At 64.2% G+C, this 20,823-nt stretch carries 17 protein-coding genes and 1 tRNA gene; 15 read left to right on the top strand and 3 right to left on the bottom strand.

The genetic code is table 11. From position 1 onward, the window contains the following. Positions 1 to 20: 20 nt before the first annotated feature. Complete coding sequence (locus tag ACVWNW_RS03420) at positions 21 to 965, bottom strand: AEC family transporter (protein ID WP_454483359.1); 945 nt, start codon at positions 963 to 965, stop codon at positions 21 to 23. A gap of 143 nt (positions 966 to 1,108) precedes the next feature. Here ACVWNW_RS03420 and dapE point away from each other — a divergent pair, with 143 nt between their 5' ends. From dapE to rplA, 12 genes are all read left to right on the top strand, one after another. Then, positions 1,109 to 2,338, top strand: a complete 1,230-nt coding sequence (gene dapE / locus ACVWNW_RS03415; protein WP_198208100.1) for a succinyl-diaminopimelate desuccinylase — start codon at positions 1,109 to 1,111, stop codon at positions 2,336 to 2,338. 236 nt (positions 2,339 to 2,574) lie between these two features. Continuing rightward, positions 2,575 to 5,247 carry an Rne/Rng family ribonuclease gene (locus ACVWNW_RS03410; RefSeq protein ID WP_454483049.1) on the top strand — a complete coding sequence of 891 codons (2,673 nt, stop codon included), beginning with the start codon at positions 2,575 to 2,577 and terminating at the stop codon, positions 5,245 to 5,247. Positions 5,248 to 5,401: 154 nt separating this feature from the next. Beyond that, positions 5,402 to 5,710 (top strand): 50S ribosomal protein L21, encoded by a 309-nt coding sequence (rplU, locus tag ACVWNW_RS03405; protein WP_024626855.1) that lies wholly within the window; start codon positions 5,402 to 5,404, stop codon positions 5,708 to 5,710. A gap of 32 nt (positions 5,711 to 5,742) precedes the next feature. Continuing rightward, entirely contained in the window at positions 5,743 to 5,994 is a 252-nt protein-coding gene (rpmA, locus tag ACVWNW_RS03400) for a 50S ribosomal protein L27 (protein ID WP_015022457.1), read from the top strand. A gap of 131 nt (positions 5,995 to 6,125) precedes the next feature. Further along, positions 6,126 to 7,805: a GTPase ObgE gene (obgE, locus tag ACVWNW_RS03395; RefSeq protein ID WP_454483046.1), complete on the top strand. Its 1,680-nt coding sequence runs from the start codon at positions 6,126 to 6,128 to the stop codon at positions 7,803 to 7,805. Beyond that, positions 7,802 to 8,944 carry a glutamate 5-kinase gene (gene proB, locus ACVWNW_RS03390; RefSeq protein WP_454483044.1) on the top strand — a complete coding sequence of 381 codons (1,143 nt, stop codon included), beginning with the start codon at positions 7,802 to 7,804 and terminating at the stop codon, positions 8,942 to 8,944. Before obgE ends, proB begins: the two co-directional genes overlap by 4 nt. 43 nt (positions 8,945 to 8,987) lie before the next feature. Then, a complete protein-coding gene (locus ACVWNW_RS03385) occupies positions 8,988 to 10,196 on the top strand; it encodes a pyridoxal phosphate-dependent aminotransferase (RefSeq protein ID WP_454483357.1) in 1,209 nt (402 codons plus the stop codon). A gap of 120 nt (positions 10,197 to 10,316) precedes the next feature. Beyond that, positions 10,317 to 10,392: transfer RNA gene (locus ACVWNW_RS03380), tRNA-Trp, on the top strand. A 44-nt stretch (positions 10,393 to 10,436) separates the two neighbouring features. Further along, the gene (secE, locus tag ACVWNW_RS03375) at positions 10,437 to 10,661 is read left to right on the top strand and encodes a preprotein translocase subunit SecE (protein WP_046323894.1); all 225 of its coding nucleotides are present in this window, start codon (positions 10,437 to 10,439) and stop codon (positions 10,659 to 10,661) included. Between the two features lie 30 nt (positions 10,662 to 10,691). Then, positions 10,692 to 11,534, top strand: a complete 843-nt coding sequence (gene nusG / locus ACVWNW_RS03370) for a transcription termination/antitermination protein NusG (protein WP_198208108.1) — start codon at positions 10,692 to 10,694, stop codon at positions 11,532 to 11,534. A gap of 138 nt (positions 11,535 to 11,672) precedes the next feature. After that, on the top strand, positions 11,673 to 12,104 hold the full coding sequence (gene rplK, locus ACVWNW_RS03365; RefSeq protein WP_015022451.1) for a 50S ribosomal protein L11: 432 nt from the start codon (positions 11,673 to 11,675) through the stop codon (positions 12,102 to 12,104). A gap of 64 nt (positions 12,105 to 12,168) precedes the next feature. Further along, the gene (gene rplA, locus ACVWNW_RS03360) at positions 12,169 to 12,858 is read left to right on the top strand and encodes a 50S ribosomal protein L1 (RefSeq protein ID WP_046323363.1); all 690 of its coding nucleotides are present in this window, start codon (positions 12,169 to 12,171) and stop codon (positions 12,856 to 12,858) included. A gap of 90 nt (positions 12,859 to 12,948) precedes the next feature. Here rplA and ACVWNW_RS03355 read toward each other — a convergent pair whose 3' ends face one another. Further along, positions 12,949 to 14,181, bottom strand: a complete 1,233-nt coding sequence (locus ACVWNW_RS03355) for a PucR family transcriptional regulator (RefSeq protein ID WP_454483041.1) — start codon at positions 14,179 to 14,181, stop codon at positions 12,949 to 12,951. Beyond that, positions 14,178 to 16,070, bottom strand: coding sequence for a DUF6020 family protein (locus ACVWNW_RS03350; protein ID WP_198208110.1), 1,893 nt, complete (start codon positions 16,068 to 16,070; stop codon positions 14,178 to 14,180). The genes ACVWNW_RS03355 and ACVWNW_RS03350 overlap by 4 nt, the downstream gene beginning before the upstream one ends. 177 nt (positions 16,071 to 16,247) lie before the next feature. Here ACVWNW_RS03350 and ACVWNW_RS03345 point away from each other — a divergent pair, with 177 nt between their 5' ends. The 3 genes from ACVWNW_RS03345 to ACVWNW_RS03335 all read left to right on the top strand — a co-directional run bounded on the left by ACVWNW_RS03345 (position 16,248) and on the right by ACVWNW_RS03335 (position 20,822). Further along, a complete protein-coding gene (locus tag ACVWNW_RS03345; protein WP_198208112.1) occupies positions 16,248 to 17,354 on the top strand; it encodes a biotin--[acetyl-CoA-carboxylase] ligase in 1,107 nt (368 codons plus the stop codon). 64 nt (positions 17,355 to 17,418) lie between these two features. After that, the gene (locus ACVWNW_RS03340; protein ID WP_454483038.1) at positions 17,419 to 19,254 is read left to right on the top strand and encodes an acetyl/propionyl/methylcrotonyl-CoA carboxylase subunit alpha; all 1,836 of its coding nucleotides are present in this window, start codon (positions 17,419 to 17,421) and stop codon (positions 19,252 to 19,254) included. Then, entirely contained in the window at positions 19,251 to 20,822 is a 1,572-nt protein-coding gene (locus ACVWNW_RS03335) for an acyl-CoA carboxylase subunit beta (protein WP_454483036.1), read from the top strand. Before ACVWNW_RS03340 ends, ACVWNW_RS03335 begins: the two co-directional genes overlap by 4 nt. Position 20,823: the final 1 nt, after the last annotated feature.

Below are 20,823 nucleotides of genomic sequence, written 5' to 3'. Positions count from 1 at the left end.
AGGCAGCCTGCCTGGGCGCATCAGCTCAGGAGCAGAGCAACCAGAGCGATGATCACGGGCGAGGTGATCGTGCTCAACAGGATGCCGTTCCTGGCGAAGGTGGTTCCCACCTCGTACCGGGCGGCGTAGTTGTAGACGTTCTGGCCGGTGGGCAGGGCCGCCAGAACCACGCACCCGTACAGCTCCGACCCGCTGAAGCCCATCATGAACCGGGCCAGCAGGTAGGCGATCATGGGCATGACCAGATTCTTCAGGATCACAGCACAAAGGGTGGCACGACGGTCAGTGCCCCGGCCCATGGGTCGCGAACCCCGCAGGGACATGCCAAAGGCCATGAGGATCATGGGCACGGCCGACTGCCCAATCATGTCGATGGGCTTGTAGACGAAGTCAGGGATGACGAAATGGCCGGCCTGGGCGCTAATGGCCGATATCACTATGCCGCCTATGGAGCCGATGAGGATCGGCTGCTTCAGGGGCTGTTTGAGGATGGTCTTGACCGAAAGCTTGCCAGAGGTGGTCGCGTCCAGAACGGTCAGCCCGATTGGGGTGAAGAGGGCCTGTTGCATGACCAGGATAGGGGCCACCAGTGTGGGATTGCCCAGAATATAGGTGGCTACAGGCAACCCGATGTTATTGGAGTTCAAATACAGGGAGTCGAGAGCGCCGATGGTGGCTTCGGCGGCCGGCAGGTGGAAGCTGGTCGCATTCAGAGCCACGAAAAGCAGACCCACGGCCGCCGCCGACAGGAAGGCCACGATGATGCTGGGGTGGAAGATTACCGACAGCTTCTGCTTGGAGAGGATGGCGAACATCAGGCAGGGAGTTGACACAAAAAATGAGTACTTGTTCAGTACCAGCTGTGCTGTAGGACCGCCTACATGGAAGCGGGCGGCCACATAGCCCACGGCGATGACCACGCCGATGATGAAGAACCCCTCCATGGCACTGAGCAGTCCAGGCACTCCGGCATCCTCCTCGTCTCGCATGGTGAACGGCGGCCTCCCAGGCGGAGTGCCACCGCTTCCGTCGCCCCTATTGTGCCACTAGGACCTCATGCTTGCGGCTGCAGGTCCATCTGCGATTCCCGGCCCGCTAGCATGGCACTATGGCCAAGAACACACAGACGGATATTGATCTTCTCGCCGGCACCCGGGGGGTTGAACCTGCCCAGGCCTTGGCAAGGATACTGGAGTCCATGACCGCCCTGCCTTCGGTCAGCGGCCAGGAGGGCGCCCTGGCTGATGCCGTCCAGAGGGCCCTGTCCTCACGAGCCGACCTCTTGGTCCAACGGTTGGGAGATACGGTCGTGGCCTCCACCCAGCTGGGCCGTCCCCACCGCATCGTTCTTGCCGGGCATCTGGACACCGTACCCGTGGATGGGAACCTCCCCCCGCGCTGGCTGGAGCCCGGCGACCCGGACATCCGCGCCGACCTGGCCGCCGCCCACCCTGGATCCCGGGTGCTGTACGGCAGGGGCTCCGCCGACATGAAGGCCTCGGATGCCGTCTTTCTTCACCTGGCGCTCACCCTGCAGGAGCCGGTCTATGACCTGACCTTCGTCTTCTACGACCATGAGGAGGTCCAGGCCGACCTGAACGGGCTGGGCCGGGTGGTGGCCGCCCACCCCGACTGGGTGCAAGGTGATTTCGCCATCATCGGCGAGCCAACCGACTGCACCATCGAGGCCGGCTGCAATGGAACCATGCGCTTCGACCTGATCACCCACGGCACGGCGGCCCACTCCGCCCGGGCCTGGATGGGCAGCAATGCCATCCACGCGGCCGCGCCCATTCTGGATCGGCTGGAGCAGTACCGTCCGGCCACGGTGCGGGTGGACGGCCTGGACTATCGGGAGGGGCTCAACGCCACCATGATCGAGGGCGGCCTGGGCACCAACGTCATTCCCGACCGCTGCCGGGTGCATGTCAACTACCGGTTCGCCCCCGACAAGAGTCTGGCCCAGGCCAAGGAGTTGATGATGGGCCAAGGGACAGGCGCTGAGCTGGGCAATGGCGAGCATATGGCCCGCGGCGGGGTCTTCCAGGGGTTCTCGGTACGCATGTGCGACGAATCGCCAGCGGCCCGTCCTGGACTGGATTCGCCCTGGGCGCGTTCACTGGCGGACCTGGTTGCCCAGACCACGGGCCAGCAGCCTCGTGCCAAGTTGGGGTGGACCGATGTGGCCCGATTTTCAGCCCTTGGCCTACCAGCCGTCAACCTGGGCGCAGGGGACCCCCTGCTGGCCCACAAGGCCGACGAACAGGTGCCCCTGGATGACCTGGTCCGGCTGGAAGCAATACTGGTCGAATGGCTCAATGGACCTGAAGACCGCTGATCTGTGACATACTAGATGACGGTGGTTCTGCCTGACCACTTGCAGCGTAGGCGTTGATCCCCCCGGACGGAGACCCAGTGACCCGTGTGGGCGTCGGTGTCCGCCTGCGTCAGGAAGACTTTTTGCCAAGGCGTTTCGATCGGGCGTACGCAGGTGCGCGGTTGCAGTGAGAGTGCAGCGTGAGGACGGATCGGGACCGTGAGAGCGGCGCGAGGCGGCGTGCCGCAAGGAGCATTGTGCCCGAAAATACGAATGAGGATACCAAGGATAATCGGTCCGCCATCAGTGATGGGCAGGGGCGGCAGGTTGAAGAGACTGCAAGTTCCGGCACTCGTCGCCGCTCCGGACGGCGTGTGGTAAGGGTGGCCGGCGCGGCCGGTGCCGACGTGCCTGTGAAGGTCGAGGCCGAGAAGCGCAAGACCTCCCGCAAGGCCAAGGAGGAGGGCGACGAGTCCAAGCCCTCCGCCACCCGTCGCCGCCGCACCCGCAAGTCCAAGGAGGATCAGGCTGCCGATCAGAGCGTGCAGGACCACTCCAGCCAGGATGCCCAGGAAGACGAGAGCGAGTCCAAGCCTGCCAGGACGACTACTCGTCGTCGCAGCCGTACTACTGCCCGCCGACGCACCGAGGAGCATGCCCAGGAGGGCGAACCTGATCAAGACCGTCAGGAACGTGCCCTTGAGGCTGTGGAGGCTCTGACATCGGGGCTCAGCCAGAGGACAGACCGGAAGGCTGAGGAGCAGGATGAGCGTCCGCGTGCCGCCCGCACCGCCCGTCCCCGTCCTATGACGTCGTTGCTCTTCCAGGAGCCCGTTATACCCGTCTCCAGGCCTGAGCAGAATGAGCGCGACGAACGGGATGAGGAGGACGAGGATGCCGAACAGTCATCCAAGCCCTCCCGCCGCAGCAAATCCAGGAGCACCTCGGAGGGCGGTTCACGCCGTTCCCGCAGGCTCAATGCCGAGGAGCGCAGGGCCGCCGACGAGGTGGAGCGCATCGAGGAGGATCTGGATCACGAGGGCATAACCTTCGTGGTTGACGAGGACCAGGAACAGGACGAGGACCAGCAGGAGACCGGCACTCGCACTCGTCGCCGTCGCCGTGCCAAGAGCGATGATGAGGGCTCTGAGAAGTCCGTTTCCACTCGTCGCCGTCGCGGGCACGAGCAGGAGAAGGACAAGGATGACGAGGACGAGGCCCCACTGACCCGTCGCCGTCGCCGTCGCAGGGGTTCCAAGTCCGCTGAGGGCGAGTCAGAGGAGTCCAGTACCCGCCGTTCGCGCAAACAGCAATATATTGACGAGATCACCGACGTGGAGGGCTCTACCCGCTTGGAGGCCAAAAAGCAGCGCCGACGGGACAACCGCCGCGAACGCTCGCGTCAGTCCCAGCTGGTCGAGCAGGACTTCCTGGCCCGCCGTGAAAACGTCAACCGCCTGATGGTGGTGCGCGAGAAGGAGCACCACACCCAGATCTCGGTCATCGAGGACGATATCCTGGTCGAGCACTACGTCTCCGACATCCAGGAGGTCTCCACTGTAGGCAACATCTACCTGGGCCGGGTTCAGAACGTCCTGCCCAGCATGGAGGCCGCCTTCGTGGACATCGGCCAGGCCCGCAACGGCGTGCTCTATGCCGGCGAGGTCAACTGGGACTCCACCCGTCTGGAGGGTCAGCCCCGCCGGATCGAACTGGCCTTCAAATCCGGCGACCCTGTGCTGGTCCAGGTCACCAAGGACCCCATTGGCCACAAGGGTGCACGGCTGACCTCGCAGGTCACGCTGGCCGGCCGTTTCCTGGTCCTGGTGCCTTCGGGCGGCATGACCGGCGTCAGCCGCAAGCTGCCCGACCGCGAGCGTTCCCGCCTCAAGAGCATCGTCTCCAAGGTGGCCCCCAAGGACATGGGCGTCATCATTCGCACCGCGGCAGAGGGGGCCAGCGAGGAGGCCCTGACCAAGGACCTGGAGAACCTGCAGCGTCAGTGGGGCAAGATCGAGGACAAGCGCAAGGAGTTCCTGCACGGCAAGCGTCCCAAGCTTCTGCAGGGCGAGCCGGACGTGGCTATCCGTGTGGTTCGAGACATCTTCAACGACGACTTCGCCAAGCTGGTGGTCCAGGGCGAGGGGGTCTACGAGAGGGTCCGCAACTACCTGGAGACCATGGCCCCCGACCTGGAGGAGAAACTTGAGCACTGGGACCCGGCCGAGCACCAGGGCAAGGATGTTTTCGATCGCTGGAGCATCGACAGCCAACTGCGCAAGGGCATGGAGCGCCAGGTCTACCTGCCCTCCGGCGGCTCCCTGGTCATCGACCGCACCGAGGCTATGACCACCATCGACGTGAACACGGGCCGCTTCATCGGTAAGGGCAAGTCGCTGGAGGAGACGGTGACCCGTTGCAACCTGGAGGCTTCCGAGGAGATCGCCCGTCAGTTGCGCCTGCGCGACATCGGCGGCATGATCATGATCGACTACGTGGATATGGTCATGCCGGCCAATCGCGACCTGGTCCTGCGCCGCTTGGTCGAGTGCCTGGCCCGGGACCGCACCAAGCACCAGGTGGCCGAGGTCACCTCCCTGGGTCTGGTGCAGATGACCCGCAAGCGGGTGGGCCAGGGTCTGGTCGAAGCCTTCTCCGAGGAGTGCCCCACCTGCCATGGCCGAGGCTTCATCCTCCACGACAAGCCGACCATCTCAGCCTCTTACGCTGACCCATATGCAGTCAAGGGCGGCGACCCCTTCGTCAAGACCAACAAGCATGGGCATGGCTCCTCTTCCAAGGAGACCTTGTCCACCGGCTCGACCCCTGCAGTCAAGGCCAAATTGGCCAGGATCGCTGCGGCGGCCCAGGCGGCGTCGGACGAGGACGATGCCCAGGCTGAGACGGCGGATGTCGCCAAGGAGTCATAAACTGAATTCGTTTTGTCGGCGGAGCAGGCACATTTGACGACGCGGTGTGTTTGCTTCTATACTGGTTAGCTGGTGTCTGGACGGGTCCGTCAATCGCATGGCGAGACCCGGATGCCGGGCGCATACAGCTTTGGACAACAGGCAAGGTAGGGCTATGTACGCGATTGTGAAGGCCGGAGGCCATCAGGAGAAGGTCGAGGTCGGTGACCAGATCACGGTCAACCGTCTGGCTGCCAGGAAGGGCGAGTCGGTCGAGTTTCCGGTCGCGCTGGTCGTCGATGGATCCAAGGTGACCATGGCCGCCAAGGATCTGGCAAAGATCTCCGTCAAGGGCGAGGTCGTGGACGACGAGGCCAAGGGCCCCAAGATCAACATCCAGAAGTTCAAGAACAAGACCGGCGTGGCGCGCCGCAAGGGCCACCGCCAGAAGCAGACCGTGGTCAAGATCACGGCCATCGCCTGAGGGCCTAGGTCGAGGTAGGAAAGGAACCAGACATGGCACATAAGAAGGGTGCGTCCAGCTCACGCAACGGGCGCGATTCGAATGCACAGTACCTGGGCGTCAAGAAGTTCGGCGGCGAGGCCGTAGTGGCCGGCAACATCATCGTTCGCCAGCGTGGTACCAAGTTCCATCCTGGCCAGAACGTCGGCCTGGGCAAGGACCACACCCTCTTCGCCCTGACGGACGGAACCGTTCGGTTCGCCAACCGGCGTGACCGCAAGGTCGTTGACGTGCTTACCGCCTGATTGCCCTTTATCGGCATCAGCCAAGGCCATCCCTGTCGTGGGGGTGGCCTTTTTGCATATATGTATGAAGATGCAGGGCATTCAGCTCTCAGGGGCCGCATGTCAGGCCGGATTGAGTACCATGGGCCCCTATGAGCGCATTTGTGGATCAGGTCACCGTCCATGTCAAGGGTGGCGACGGCGGCAATGGAGCGTCCTCCATCCGCCGCGAGAAGTACAAGCCCCTGGCCGGGCCTGATGGAGGTGACGGCGGCCAGGGCGGTTCGGTCATTCTTCAGGCCGATGCCAACGCCACCAGCCTGCTGGACTACCGCTTCCTGCCGCACCGCCAGGCTGAATCAGGCACCATGGGTCTGGGCGGCGACAAGGACGGCAGCCGCGGCCAGGATCTGATTCTGCCGGTGCCTGTGGGCACCGTGGTCTTCACCGCCAAAGGGGGCCAAGGCGAGCGCAAGCAGCCTGGTGAGCGACTGGCCGACCTGGCCCACGTGGGAGACCGGTTCGTTGCAGCCCAAGGCGGCGTGGGCGGCCTGGGCAACCGCTCCCTGGCCACCAAGGCCAGGCGGGCTCCTGGCTTCGCACTGCTCGGGGACCCCGGGCAGGAGCGCGACCTGGTGCTGGAGCTCAAATCCATCGCCGACGTGGCCCTGGTGGGTTTCCCTAGCGCGGGCAAGTCCAGCCTGGTGGCGGCCATGAGCGCGGCCCGGCCCAAGATCGCCGACTATCCATTCACTACCCTGGTGCCCAACCTGGGCGTGGTCCAGGCAGGGGAAAGCCGCTTTACTATGGCCGATGTGCCAGGGCTGATTCCAGGAGCCTCCCAAGGCAAGGGTCTTGGGCTGGAGTTTCTGCGGCACATCGAGCGTACCGAGATTATCGCCCACGTCATCGATTGTGCCACCTTGGAGCCTGATCGGGACCCCATGAGCGACTACCGGGCCCTGGAAGAGGAGCTTTCCCATTATGCCGACCGCCTGGAGCTTCCGCTGGGGGTCATCCCCATGGCCGAGCGACCCAGGGTGATCATCCTCAACAAGGCTGACCTGCCGGAGGCCCGCGAACTGGCCGAATTCGTTAGGCCTGACTTCGAGGCCCTGGGTCTTAAGGTCTTTGTGGTCTCCACAGCCTCGCATCAGGGGCTCAAGGAACTGGGTTACTACTTGGCCGGTCTGGTGGACCGCCTGCGCGGGCAGCTGCGTCAGCAGGAAGAGGCCAGGCGGGAGGAGCGCGTGGTCATCCGCCCTCTTGAGCGGCGGCGCAGGAGCAGCGACCAGTCTGGGGACTTCACCCTTGAACGGCATCAGACCCGTTCCGGACAGACCTGGTTCAGGGTATGCGGAGCCAAGCCCGAGCGTTGGGTCCGCCAGACCAACTTCGACAACGAGGAGGCCGTGGGCTATCTGGCTGACTGCCTGGCCCGGATGGGTGTGGAGGATGCTCTGCGCAAGGCCGGAGCCAGGCCAGGTGACGAGGTCCGCATCGGTCCTGGCGACGATGCGGTGGCCTTCGACTGGGATCCGAGTGTGGCGGCCGGCGCCGAAATGCTGGATGGCACCCCCCGGGTGGCCCGGGGTCGTGACCTGCGCCTGGAGGAGAGCCAGGGGCTCAACCGTCGCCGCACCAACAGCGAACGCCGCCGCCAGTACCACCAGATGATGGATGCCCGGCAGGCGGTGCGACAGGTCATGGAGCAGGAACGGCGCCAGGGGCACTGGGCCGACCCCTCCGTGGACGACGATCCCCACGACAGGCAGGGCCTACTGGGGCGCGGGGACGCGGATGCTGCCAGTTCGGAGGAGGCTGGGCAATGACCGAACGGGAAGGATCTGATGAGGCTGAGATCCGCTCCCGAGTGGCTCAGGCCCGTACCATGGTGGTCAAGGTAGGATCCAGCTCTCTGACCGATTTCCATGGGCACTTGGACCTTGGCCGCCTGCGTTCGCTGGTGGGCGCCCTGGCCTCGGCTGCCGTGAATGGCGCTCGCCTGGTCCTGGTCACTTCCGGGGCCATTGCAGCTGGTTTTGGCACCCTGGGATTCGACGAACGCCCCGGTGATGTGGCCACCCAGCAGGCTACGGCCTCAGTGGGCCAGGGTCTGCTCATGGCTCAGTACGAGACCGCCTTCGCCCGCTATGACCTACGGGTTGGCCAGATCCTGATCACCGCTCGTGACACCACCCATGCAGTCCAGTACCGCAACGCCCGGCGCACCCTCTGCCGTCTGTTGGATCTGGGGGTCATCCCCATCGTCAATGAGAACGATGCCCTGGCCAGCAACGAGATTCGTTTCGGCGACAACGACCATCTTTCGGCCCTGATCGCCAACATTGTCAGTGCCGATGCCCTGGTCCTGCTGACTGATGTGGATGCCCTCTACACTGAACCCCCGTCCCAGCCAGGGGCCCACAGGATCGGCTTTGTGCCGGACGTGGCGGCCATCATGGATCAAGTGGATGCCCAGGGGTCCGTCTCTGGGCTGGGAACCGGGGGCATGTCCACTAAGCTGGAGGCGGCGCGGATTGCTGCGGCCTCCGGCATGCCCGTGGTCTTGACTCGCGCCGATCTTGCAGGTCCTGCCCTGGCCGGCGACCGGGTGGGCACCCTCTTCGCCCCCATCCGTCCGCGGGGCTCCTCGCACCGGCTCTGGATCAAGTTCGCATCCCGTCCCCGGGGCGGCTATCTGGTGGATCAGGGGGCCGTCAAAGCTCTGCGCGGTGGTCGGGCCAGCCTGCTGGCAGCTGGTGCCAGATCGGTCCAGGGTGAGTTCTCGGCCGGGGATCCGGTCTGGATTCATGATGAGTCCGGTCACCAGGTGGCCAAGGGTCTGTCCGGCTACGATTCCGAGGAGGCTCAGGACATGCTGGGCCTAAACACCAAGGAGCTCCGCCGCCGACTGGGTGCTCACTATGCCCACCCGCTGGTGCATCGGGACTCTCTGGTCCTGGTCTGAGCGCAGCCCTGGGGGTGGCGGGCGGTAGCATGACAGCATGACTATGGCGCAATGGCAGACCCTGAGCAGACGCATAGATGCGGTGGCCCCCAGTGCCACTCTGGCCGTGGATTCGAAAGCCAAGGCCATGAAGGCCCAAGGTATGAATGTGATCAGCTTCGGTGCCGGCGAACCCAACTTTCCCACGCCTGACCACATCGTGCAGGCGGCGGCCCGCGCCTGCCTGGATCCGCGCAACCACCGTTATACGCCCACGGCGGGCCTGCCCCAACTGAAGCAGGCCATCGCCGACAAGACCCTGCGTGACTCGGGTTACCGGATCGACCCGGATCAGGTGGTGGTTACCAACGGTGGCAAGCAGGCCGTCTATGAGACTTTCCAGATCCTGCTGAATCCTGGCGATGAGGTCATCATCCCCGCACCCTACTGGACCAGTTATCCACAGATGGTTCTGCTGGCCGGCGGTCGGCCGGTCCCGGTGCTCAGCGGAGCCGACCAGGGCTATATCCCCAGCCTGGAGCAGCTGGAGGCGGCCCGGACCGAGCGCACGCGTGCCATCATTCTCAACGTGCCCGCCAATCCAACCGGGACGGTCTGGGACGACGACCTGGTGGCAGCCGTGGGCCGTTGGGCTGTGGAGCACCGGATCTGGGTGATCAGCGACGAGATCTACGAGCATTTGACCTACCAGGAAGCGCACACCCCCTATCCGGGCGCTCTGGTGCCCCAGGTGCGCGATCAGCTGATTGTGGTCAACGGTGTGGCCAAGACCTATGCCATGACCGGCTGGCGGGTGGGCTGGCTGATTGCCCCCCTGCCGGTGGCCAAGGCGGCCGCCAAGCTTCAGGGACATATGACCTCCAACGTGGCCAACGTCTCCCAGCAGGCGGCCCTGGCGGCCCTGACCGGCGGTTTGGAGGACGTGGAGGCCATGCGGTCGGCCTTCGCCCTGCGTCGGCGGGCCATCGTGGATGCCTTGAACGCCATGCAGGGTGTGACCTGCCCTGAACCCCTGGGTGCCTTCTACGCCTTTGCCGACGTGACTGGCCTGCTGAATCAGCCAGTGGGTCCACAAGGTACGGTCTGTGCCACCTCGGGTGAGCTGGCCGAGGTCATCCTGGAGCAGATCCAGGTGGCGGCCGTGCCAGGCGAGGCCTTCGGCGCGCCCGGCTGCCTGCGCTTCTCCTATGCGCTGGCCGATGACGACCTGGCCGAGGGCATGCGGCGCCTTGGGGACTGGATCAGCGCCTGATCCGGCTCCTGAGCGAAATGCTATGGTGGCAACACGGTTGGACGCAATCCATCCTTTAGGCTAGACTTGCCATTTGGCGGTTTTTCCTCCCTGTCGAGTAGGCTGGTGGGAAGTTCCGATAGGGAAGTGGCGCAATTGGTAGCGCAACGGTCTCCAAAACCGTAGGTTGTGGGTTCGAGTCCCGCCTTCCCTGCCAAGGCTTGCAGCAGATGATGCAGAACAAACGAAGGATGGATGACCATGGCACAGAAGGATGGGGCTGAGGAAGCCAAGCCGAACTTCTTCATGCGTATCGGGCTCTTCATCAAGCAGGTCATCGATGAGATTCGCAAGGTCGTGACCCCCACGGGCAAGGAACTGGTGGGCTGGTCCGTGGCCGTCTTCATCTTTGTGCTGTTGCTGATGATTTTCGTGACTGCGATGGACTTCGGACTGGGCAAACTAGCCCTCCTGATATTCGGCTGAGCCGTGACAAGGTAGAAGGTGGAGTGATCCATGAGTGATGATCTGACCAGAGAGGGACTGGACCCCGATCAGGCAACTGAGTCGGTCCCGTCGGCATCCGTCGACGCCCCCGCGCAGGAGGATGCCCAGGTCCAGGATCAGCAGCTCGGAACCTCTTCGGAGCAGGTTGAGCAGGACAAGGCATCCGCCGAATCTGCCCAGGCCAAGGACACCCAGGTAGATTCTTCCGATTCCGACGACCAGACCGACCAGGAGGATCCCGGTCAGCGTGCTGTGGACGAGTTCTCCAAGAAGCTGCGCACACTCGAGGGTAAGTGGTACGTTCTGCACACTTACTCCGGCTACGAGAAGCGCGTCAAGGCCAACGTGGAGTCCCGCGTGGCCTCCTTCGGCTTGGAGGACAAGGTCTTCCAGGTGGAGATTCCCATGGAGGAGGTCGAAAAGCACACCGACAAGGGCAAGAAGGTCGTCACCCGCGTGCGTGTGCCCGGCTATGTGCTGATTCGCATGTGGCCAGATGAGAACGCCCGCCGCATCATCCGCGACACCGAGGGCGTCACCGGGTTCGTCGGTCCCAGCAAGGAGCCGGCTCCGCTGACCCGCAAGGAGGTCGTCCAGATGATGGCCCCCATGATTGCTTCCGAGGCCTTAAAAGCCGCTGGAGACAAACCCGAGGCTGCCAAGAAGCGCACTGTGGAGGTCTCCTACGCCGTCGGCGATCAGGTCACCGTCACTGAAGGACCCTTTGCCACCATGGCCGCCGTAGTCTCTGATGTCGAGCCCACCACGCAGAAGTTGACTGTTCTGGTCTCAATCTTTGGCAGGGACACCCCTGTTGAGTTGGGCTTCGACCAGGTCGAAAAGATCGTCTGAGCGCTGTCGGCCGGTCCCCGGTCGATGAGATAATCGTCAAGCTTGTGCTCCCTTGTGGAGAGCATTTGGAAAGAACAGGTTGCGGGAGGGGGCCTATGGTCTCCGACATCACCGCTTCGTAGAAAGAAGAACCAGCATATGGCTGCAAAGAAGAAAGTCACCGCGCTGATCAAGGTGCAGATAGAGGCCGGCAAGGCCAACCCCGCGCCCCCGCTGGGCCCCGCACTGGGTTCCCATGGCGTGAACATCATGGACTTCTGCAAGCAGTACAACGATGCCACCAAGGACAAGATGGGCCAGGTCATCCCCTGCATCATCACTGTCTACGAGGATCGTTCCTTTACCTTCATCACCAAGACCCCGCCGGCAGCAGACCTCCTGCGCAAGGCGGCCGGCGTCTCCAAGGGTGCCGGCAACCCGCTGACCACCAAGGTGGGATCCGTCACCAAAGCCCAGGTCCGCGAGATCGCCCAGACCAAGATGGAGGATCTGTCGGCCCGTGACGTTGAGGCCGGAATGAAGATCATCGAAGGCACCGCCCGATCCATGGGCATCACCGTCACCGACTGACATTTTTGTTGTGAGCGGTAGGGCATACGCTTGCCCGCACCGCGACTGCTGATAGGAGAAGCAGATGACCAAGCGTTCCAAGAAGTACCGCGAAGCGGCCGAGAAAGTCGATCGCACCAACCTGTACACCCCCGAGGAGGGCATCGCCCTGCTCAAGAGCATGCCCAAGCGCGGGTTTGACGAGACCGTAGAGGCCGTCTACCGCCTGAACGTCGATCCCCGCAAGGCCGACCAGCTGGTTCGCGGCACCGTCAGCCTGCCCAACGGCACCGGCAAGACCGTGCGCGTCCTGGTCTTCGCCCGTGGTCCTCAGGCGACTGCAGCCGCCGAGGCCGGAGCCGACGAGGTTGGCGACGACGAGCTGGTAACCAAGGTCGCCGGCGGCTATCTGGACTTTGATGCCGTGGTGGCCACCCCCGACATGATGGGCAAGGTCGGTCGCCTGGGCCGCGTGTTGGGTCCCCGTGGCCTCATGCCCAACCCCAAGACAGGCACCGTGACCATGGATGTGGCCAAGGCGGTCACCGAGATCAAGGCCGGACGTATCGAGTTCCGTGTGGACAAGAACGGCAACCTGAGCTTCCCGGTGGGCAAGGTTTCCTTCGAGCAGCAGGCTCTAGAGGAGAACTTCCACGCGGTCGACGAGGAGATCAAGCGTCTGAAGCCGGCCACGGTCAAGGGTCGCTACATCACCAAGGCCACTGTCACCACCACCATGGGCCCAGGCGTTCCTCTGGACACCGCGGTGCTCTGAGTCAGTTCGACTGTTTACTTCCAGGGCGGGAGACCTTCGGGTTCCCGCCCTTTTTATATCTTGGTCTTACGGCAGTTGGTCCGGCACCAGTCAGTCGGCGCCCGGATGCGATCTGCGGATTCTGCCGATGATCAGGGCCGCCTGGAGGACGAAGGATTCTCGCGGGTCCATAGCATCCCAGCCAGTCACCTCCACACAGCGCCTCAGCCGGTAGCGCACGGTGTTGGGATGGATGCCTAGCTTCTTGGCGGTGACTTCCAGCGAGTTGCCCGAGCGCAGAAAGGTGAGCAGCGTGGTCGGCAGAGGCCCGTCCGGGTCCTGTCCGGCCAGGCTCATATAGACCTCTTGGTAGAGCTGATCGGCAGCGTCCGTGTCCCCGTTCAGGGCTCGTTCGGGCAGCAGGTCGTCGGCGTGCAGTGGTCTGGACAGGGCGGCAGTGATGGGGTCAGCCACTGCTGGAGCCGCCGCATGAGTGCTCAGGGCAGCTCGGATGGAGTCTTCCGCACCGGAGATTCCATGGCGGAGAGGTCCCAGGCAGACAGCTGATTCGTCGGTGAAGAACCGCAGGATGGATGCGCAGAAGTCGGCTGGGGTGCCTGACCGGTCGGGATTGATCAGGACCACCATGAGCCCCTCGCTCTCGCCCACCAGAGCCCTGCCACCTTGACGGACCACCGTGGTGTGTATGGGCTGGCGGGCGTTCTCCATGCCCTGCCCGTCATCGTTGCCCTGGGCCTCGCCGACGACAGCGAAGCAGTCGAATTCGGTCGGCCAGCCTAAACGGGCCAGATCATCCACCGTCCGTGTGTCTGCCGTTTTCTCGATCAGATGCCGAATGATCCTCGACTCCGTTACTGCCTTGCGGCCGCTCCGCGTTTCGGCCAGGTCGGCGTAGAGCTCGGCTGCTGCAGTGGCGGCTTGGCGGGTGTAGACCAGCGTGGCTCGTTCCTCTTCGGATCCCATGGTCCGGCCAGCCTCCTCAAGCATGTCCAGAATGACCTGGGTCAGCTCCATGGCTCTGTGCGGACCCAGGCTCCGGGAGAGCTCGGCTGGTACGGGTGAGGGGACTTCGCTGTCTTCTGTGCCCTGGGAATCAAGTCGGGACAGCAGGTCGTTCAGAGCCGTTTGAATGGCCCCCTCCAAGGTTCTGCGCCCATCAGCGGGCACGGACCTGGCCCAGGGCAACGCCTCCTGCAGATGATCCAGTGTCTTCAAGAGAATCTGCTCCATGGCGGCATCGGAGGCAGTAGGTGCCCGGTGAGCTTGCTGCGCCTCGGCAGGTTCATCGTCCTTCGGTCTGGACCGCTTCGACTTGCCGATCATGTCGGCCGGTCCATCAGGTTTTCGGCGTGGGCACGGCGGCTCTGCCGGACCATGTCCAGGATCAGGAAGGGCACTGCCATGTCCACCGGCAGCATGTGCCGTTCGAAGTTGTTGGCTGGGGCAGTGATCATGACCCCCATGATCAGCAGGAGGGGGAACCAGCACAGGGCCCCGCGCCAGTGGCCGGCAGACAGGCGGGCGACAATCAGCAGCAGGGCGGCCACCACCCAGAAGTTGGCACGTGCCACCAGGCCCAGCAGGGGGGTATCGGCCCAGGTTCTGACGAATCCCGTCACCCCGTTGCGCCAGTCATGGCACCAGGCCGCCAGCCAGGAGCCCGAGTTCTGCACGTAGCCGTTGTTGATGTAGTAGGACATGGCCACGTAGGCAGGGTCGCCGGGGTCGAAGTACCCGTAGGATTCGGCCATGAATGCATCCAGGTAGATCATCGGGTTGCGCCGTCCCACCTGGAGCCAGGCCCGATTCAGCCGGGACAGCTGCTCGGGCGTGACGGTTCTCCATCGATAGACAATCAGTTTGGGCTGGTTGCCCGAGGACTTGACTCGGTCTGCCTCCCAGGGGGTGTACTGGATGGCGGCATTGTCCAGGTCCATGATGGGCTCAAGGTCGGCCCTTGCCTGGGCCGGAATTCCCTGGGGATTGCGCTGGGCCACCCGGGCGATCTGCTGCAGCTGGATGCTGCGGCTCTCCACGGGGTCACCCTTGATGACCGTCCCTGTGGCCGTCAGGGCGCCGGTCACCCCTGTGAACAGGACCAGGGGTAGCAGGAGACCTATCAGGATGGTGGCCCACTGGCGACGGTGGATGATCAGAGCCAGAACCAGCTGGGCCAGGACGATGTAAAGGCCATACTTGGCGCTGATCAGCATGGTCAGGGTGCTCAAGGCGAGGGCAGGCCGCAGTCGGGCCGCCTGGTTGGCGTACAGTGGCGAGTTCTTGTCCTCTGACTCCAGCTGGTGCCAGATGCCGAACCACCAGACGAAGGCGAAGGCGAAGAGTGGGGATTTGGTCAGGCTGAAGGTGCTGAAGACTACAAAGGGGGAGAAGAGGAAGAAGAGCATGACCAGGGTGCGGGCCAGGGCCCCGAAATGTTCGGTTTCGCTGCCACGCAGGAAGCGGTCGGCAGTGACGGCGCAGCAGAAGGCCGCAAAGATCACCTGCAGCCCCGATAGGAGCACAATGCCCGCGTCATAGGATCCGGTCAGATGGTTGGAGGCCATGATGGTCATCCCGTAAAACAGGGTCAGCACTATGTTGTGCTGGTCGGTCAGGAAGGCCGGGTGACCCGGCCACAGGTAATGACCGATGGGGTAGACGTCCATCTGGGTGAAGGCATTGCCGCCGTAGGGGGGCTGATCGCCCTGCAGCTGAGCCAGGAAGTTGGCGCATTCCTGGGCCTGTGCATACAGGTCGGCCCCGTAGGCGGCCAGCAGGGTAAGAAAGGCCCAGGCCCAGCCCAGCAGGAGCAGACGCATGATGGGTCGCCAGCCGCTGGTTTGTCTGGTGATGAAGGCCGCGTAGGCACGCATCCGTGGGCGCTGCGCCAGGGCGGTCAGCCGTTGCGGCATCCGAAGGGGTTCGCAACCCAGCAGAATTCGGCGGCAGACCAGGACCAGTGCCAGGCAGATGGCCAGGGTTCCCAGCATGATCAGCATCTGGGGCAGGCCCACCTGTGTCAGCGAACCCTGCTGACGGTAGATAGGGCCCAGTCCAGTGCAGAAGGCAATCCAGAGGCAGGCCAGCAAGGCCAGGACCAGGCCGACGGTCCGGGATGCACGAGACCCAGGTCTCCCGGTCTGCAAGGCAGATGTTTGCACAGGTTGTTCGCCCGCCTCTCTCGCTTGCGCCCGTCCGCTGTCTGCGCTCAAAAGAACCCCTTTCGCGGGTCATGCCTGGTGTACGGCTTCCCCATTTTATCCAGTGCCTGTCCGAGGATGCGCTCTGAGCTATCCAATGGTCGCCTGTGAAAAGATACAAAAACCGGCCGTCGCTTTTGTGGGTGGTTCGCTACCGGGGCTGACCCCTTGTGCCGTATAGTGGAACGCGTGCCTCATCAGAATATCAAGTGGCAGCCTTCGGCATCGCTGGACAGTGGCGTACTCTCCTCGATCGTGGTGCTCGACACCGTCGATTCGACCAATACGCTCGTGGCTCATGCTCTGGAAGCCTCGACGTATTCGGATGCGCGCGACCGGGTCGAGCGGCTGTTTGGGGGCGGTGAATCGACAACGAGCACGGAGACCGTGAAGGGACTGGCCTCTGGCACAAGGGGAAAAGCCGAAGATACGCCTCGAAAAAATGCCCGTCAGGGTGTTTCTACGACTACACGGTACGAGGGAAGAGTCGCAAGTAGGGGTATTCGGCGATGGCCGGGCGCCGGGAAGAGCACCATGCCGCTGAGCGTAGCGGTTGCCGATGCGCAATCCCGGTGCCGCGGTCGTCTTGCCCGAACCTGGGTCAATCAGGCCCGATGCTCCCTGCTGGCCACCTGGGCCCTGCCGCTGCCCACCGGACTGCTGACCGGACCCTTTGGCGGATGGATGCCCATGGTGGCGGGGCTGGCTGCTCTGGAAGGCCTGCAGGATGTGCTTGAGTACCACGGCTGCCCGCTGGCTGACGGCGGCGATTCTGAAAGGGTCCTGACCCTCAAATGGCCCAATGATCTGTTTTGCCGCGGAGCCAAGCTGGGGGGCATCCTCTGCGAACTGGTCCGGGTGGATCAGGACTGGTCTGCCTTGGTTGTCGGCATCGGCATCAACCTGTTCCTGCCAAGGCAGGCGCTGCCCATTGCGGAGTCCACATCCTTGCAGCTGCATTACCAGGAGCTGCCCGACTATCAGACCCTTCGCGACGACCTGGTCGATGCCATCAGCTGGCACCTGAGCGGGGAGATGGCCCCTCTTGGCCTTGACGGGTCGCTGGACAGGACCTTGAACGGGCCCCAGGGGCTGCGCTCGCGGATTGCCGCGCTCAGCTGGACGCTGGGCAAGCGGGTCAGGGTCGTCCCCGTGGCCGGTGAGCCCGTGGAGGGCCGTGCTCTGGAGATCAACCCGGATGCCTCCCTGCGGGTGCAGCTGTCGGATGGCGACCAGGTTAACGTATCTACGGCAGACGTGGGTGTCCTGCCTGAAGTGGCCGCTGTGGGGGCCTAATCCCCACCCTGTTCATGCTTTCCGTCAATCCAACCACTCTTGAGCAACCAGTGAGGAGAGGGGAATGAAAAAACTGCTGATCGCCAACCGCGGCGAGATAGCCCTGCGGGTTGTGCGCACAGCCCAGGAGATGGGCATCGCCACCGTGGCCGTCTATGCCGACCAGGATCGGGATGCCCCCTATGCCCAGATGGCGGATGAGGCCTACCTCCTGCCTGGGGACACCAACATGGAGACCTACCTGAACGAGGATCTGATCGTCTCCATCGCCCGCCGGGCCGGCGCTGATGCCCTTCACCCGGGATACGGCTTCCTGTCCGAGTTCTCCTCTTTCGCCCGCAAGGTGCTTGATGCGGGCATCACCTGGGTGGGGCCGGATCCAGAGGTCCTGGACGAGCTGGGCGACAAAATCACCGCCTGCAAGGTGGCCGAGCGGGCCAGGGTGCCTGTGGTGCCGGGCCTGAGCGAGCCCGTCACCGATATGCGCCCCCTGCTGGACTTCGCCGACGAGCACGGCTATCCGGTCATGATGAAGAAGGCTGACGGCGGCGGCGGCCGGGGGATAACCCTGATCAATGACAGCGACGAGCTGCGCACCTTCTACATGAACCATGATGCTCTTCAGGGCGGCGACCTGGGCGACTACTTCATCGAGAAGTTCGTGGACCGCGCCCGACATGTGGAGACCCAGTCCGGCAGGGACAGCCACGGCCAGTTCACCGTCTATTCCACCAGGGACTGCTCGGTTCAGCGCCGCAACCAGAAGCTGGTGGAGGAAGCCCCGGCTCCCTTCCTGTCCGACGATGTGATCGCCCAGCTGGAGGGGTTCTCCCGCCGTCTGTTCGACACGGTGGGCTACGTGGGCCTGGGCACCTGCGAGTTTCTGGTCACCCCCAGGGACGACGTCTACTTCATGGAGGTCAACCCCCGGCTGCAGGTGGAGCATACGGTCAGCGAGCAGGTCTGCGGACTGGACCTGGTCCGCGAGCAGCTACGGATCGCCGACGGCGGCTCCCTGAATGTGGCGCCTCCGCCCCGAGGCCACAGCTTCGAGTTGCGCATCACCAGCGAGGACCCGGCCACCAACCTGACCCCCAGCTCAGGGACCATCGAGTCGATTCAGTGGCCTTCCGGCCCCGGCATCCGCGTGGACTCGGGTGTCGAGGTGGGCGACACGGTCTCGCCCAGGGACGACTCCATGATGGGCAAGTTGATTGTGACCGCCCAGGACCGACCAGCCGCCGTGGCCAGGGTTCGCCGGGCCCTGCGCGAGATGAGCATCAGCGGGGTCCCCACCCCGGCCGGCCTCTTCCAGAAGATTTTCACCAACCCCGAGTTCACCGCCGAGGACGGGCACTCCTTCGATGTGTCCACCAAGTGGCTGGAACGGGTCTACCTGAATGTGGAGCCCGCCTCCAACGGCAGCGGCCAGCCAGCCTCGGTCTCCGGCGTCTCCGCCCAGGAACAGGACCGGGACAGCGATCCCATGGAGACCTACAACGTGGAGATCGACGACAAGCGGGTCAGGTTGGCCCTGCCCCAGTCACTGCTGGGAGGCATGGGCGGCGTCGGCGGCCATGGCGGCATTTCCCGGCCCCGGCAGCCCCTGCGCGGGCGCGGGCTGCGCGATCAGGAGCCTGGCGCCCCCCGGCAGGATGCGGCCCGGTCCGGCATCATCGTAGCCACCATGCAGGCTGTGGTCACCCGCATCAACGTGGCCCCCGACCAGGAGGTGGAGAAGGGCGACCTGCTGGTGGTTCTGGAGTCCATGAAGATGGAGAACTACGTCTATGCCCCGGCCAAGGGGCGTGTGAAGACCATCGATGTGTCCGTGGCACAAGGGGTGGATCCGGGCCAGACCCTGGTCACCCTGGATCTGGGCGGGGAGGAGCAGGCATGAGCGTCACCGAATCCACCTTGGGTTCCCAGCCGGTGCGCCAGGGCATCCACCGGGCCGCCGCCCTGGCCAAGCAGGCCGAGGAGCACGCCCGCGACCGTCAGCATGCCAAGGGCAAGCAGACTGCCCGGGAGCGCCTGGATCTGCTTTTCGACAAGGACACCTTCGAGGAGGTGGGCCGCTTCGCCGGCGGCGACATCGCCGGGGACCGGGCGGGCTCTGCGGTCATCACCGGCTTTGGCCTGGTCTACGGGCGCAAGGTCGGCGTCTACGCCCAGGACTTCTCCGTTAGAGGTGGCACCCTGGGCCGGGCCGAGGGTGAGAAGATCTGCCGGCTCATGGACATGGCCCTGCGGATCAAGGTCCCCATCGTGGCCATGATCGACTCGGGCGGCGCCCGCATCCAGGAGGGTGTGGCTGCCCTGACCCAGTACGGACGCATCTTTCGCAAGACCTGCCAGGCCAGCGGCTTTGTCCCGCAGATTTCTCTGATCCTGGGGCCCTGCGCAGGCGGTGCTGTCTACTGCCCGGCTCTGACAGACCTGATCATCATGACCAAGGAGAACTCCGACATGTTCGTCACTGGTCCTGATGTTGTCAAGGCGGCCACCGGCGAGACCATCAGCATGGACCAGCTGGGCGGCGGCTACGTGCACAACACCCGTTCCGGCGTGGCCCACTACCTGGGTGAGGACGAGGCCGACGCCATCGACTACGCCAGGACCGTCCTGGCCTACCTGCCTGCCAACAGCGGACAGGAGCCACCCCGGTACGCTTTCATCTCCGGCCATGCCGAGCGCCAGGCCGCCAAACGCCTGGCCACGGTCATCCCCGAGAACGACCGGCAGCCCTACGACGTGCTGGATGTCATCCATGCCATCGTCGACTACGGCGAGCTGGTTCAGGTCCAGGAGCTCTACGCACGGTCCATCGTGGTGGGCTTCGCCTGCCTGGAGGGCCGGCCGGTGGGGATCGTGGCCAACCAGCCCATGGTGGACGCGGGCAGCCTGGATGTGGAGTCCTCCGAGAAACTGGCCCGCTTCGTCTGCCTCTGCGATGCCTTCAACCTGCCGGTCATCACCCTGGTGGACACCCCTGGCTACAAGCCGGGTTCGGACCAGGAGCATGCCGGCATCATCCGCCGGGGTGCCAAGGTCATCTACGCCTATGCCAACGCCCAGGTGCCCATGGTCACCATTGTGCTGCGCAAGGCCTTCGGCGGCTCCTACATCGTCATGGGCTCCAAGGCCATCGGCGCGGACCTCAACTATGCCTGGCCCTCCTCGCAGATCGCCGTGCTGGGAGCCCAGGGCGCGGTCAACATCATCCACCGGCGCGACCTGCAGGAGGCCAAGGAGGCCGGCCGGGACGTGGATGAGCTGCGAAACAGGCTGGCCCAGGAGTACGAAACCAGCACCGTCAACGCCAATCTCTCCCTGGAGATGGGCGAGCTGGACGGCATGATCGACCCCGAGCAGACCAGGCCGGTCCTGGTCCAGGCCATAGACCTCCTGGCAGACAAGCAACGCGTCAGGGTCAACGACAAGCACCACGGCAACCAGCCTCTGTGAA

The organism is Bifidobacterium sp. JNUCC 75 (genome assembly GCF_054819865.1).
The sequence above is the reverse complement of the archived record's forward strand: the minus strand, read 5'-3'. Positions and strand labels throughout refer to the sequence as shown.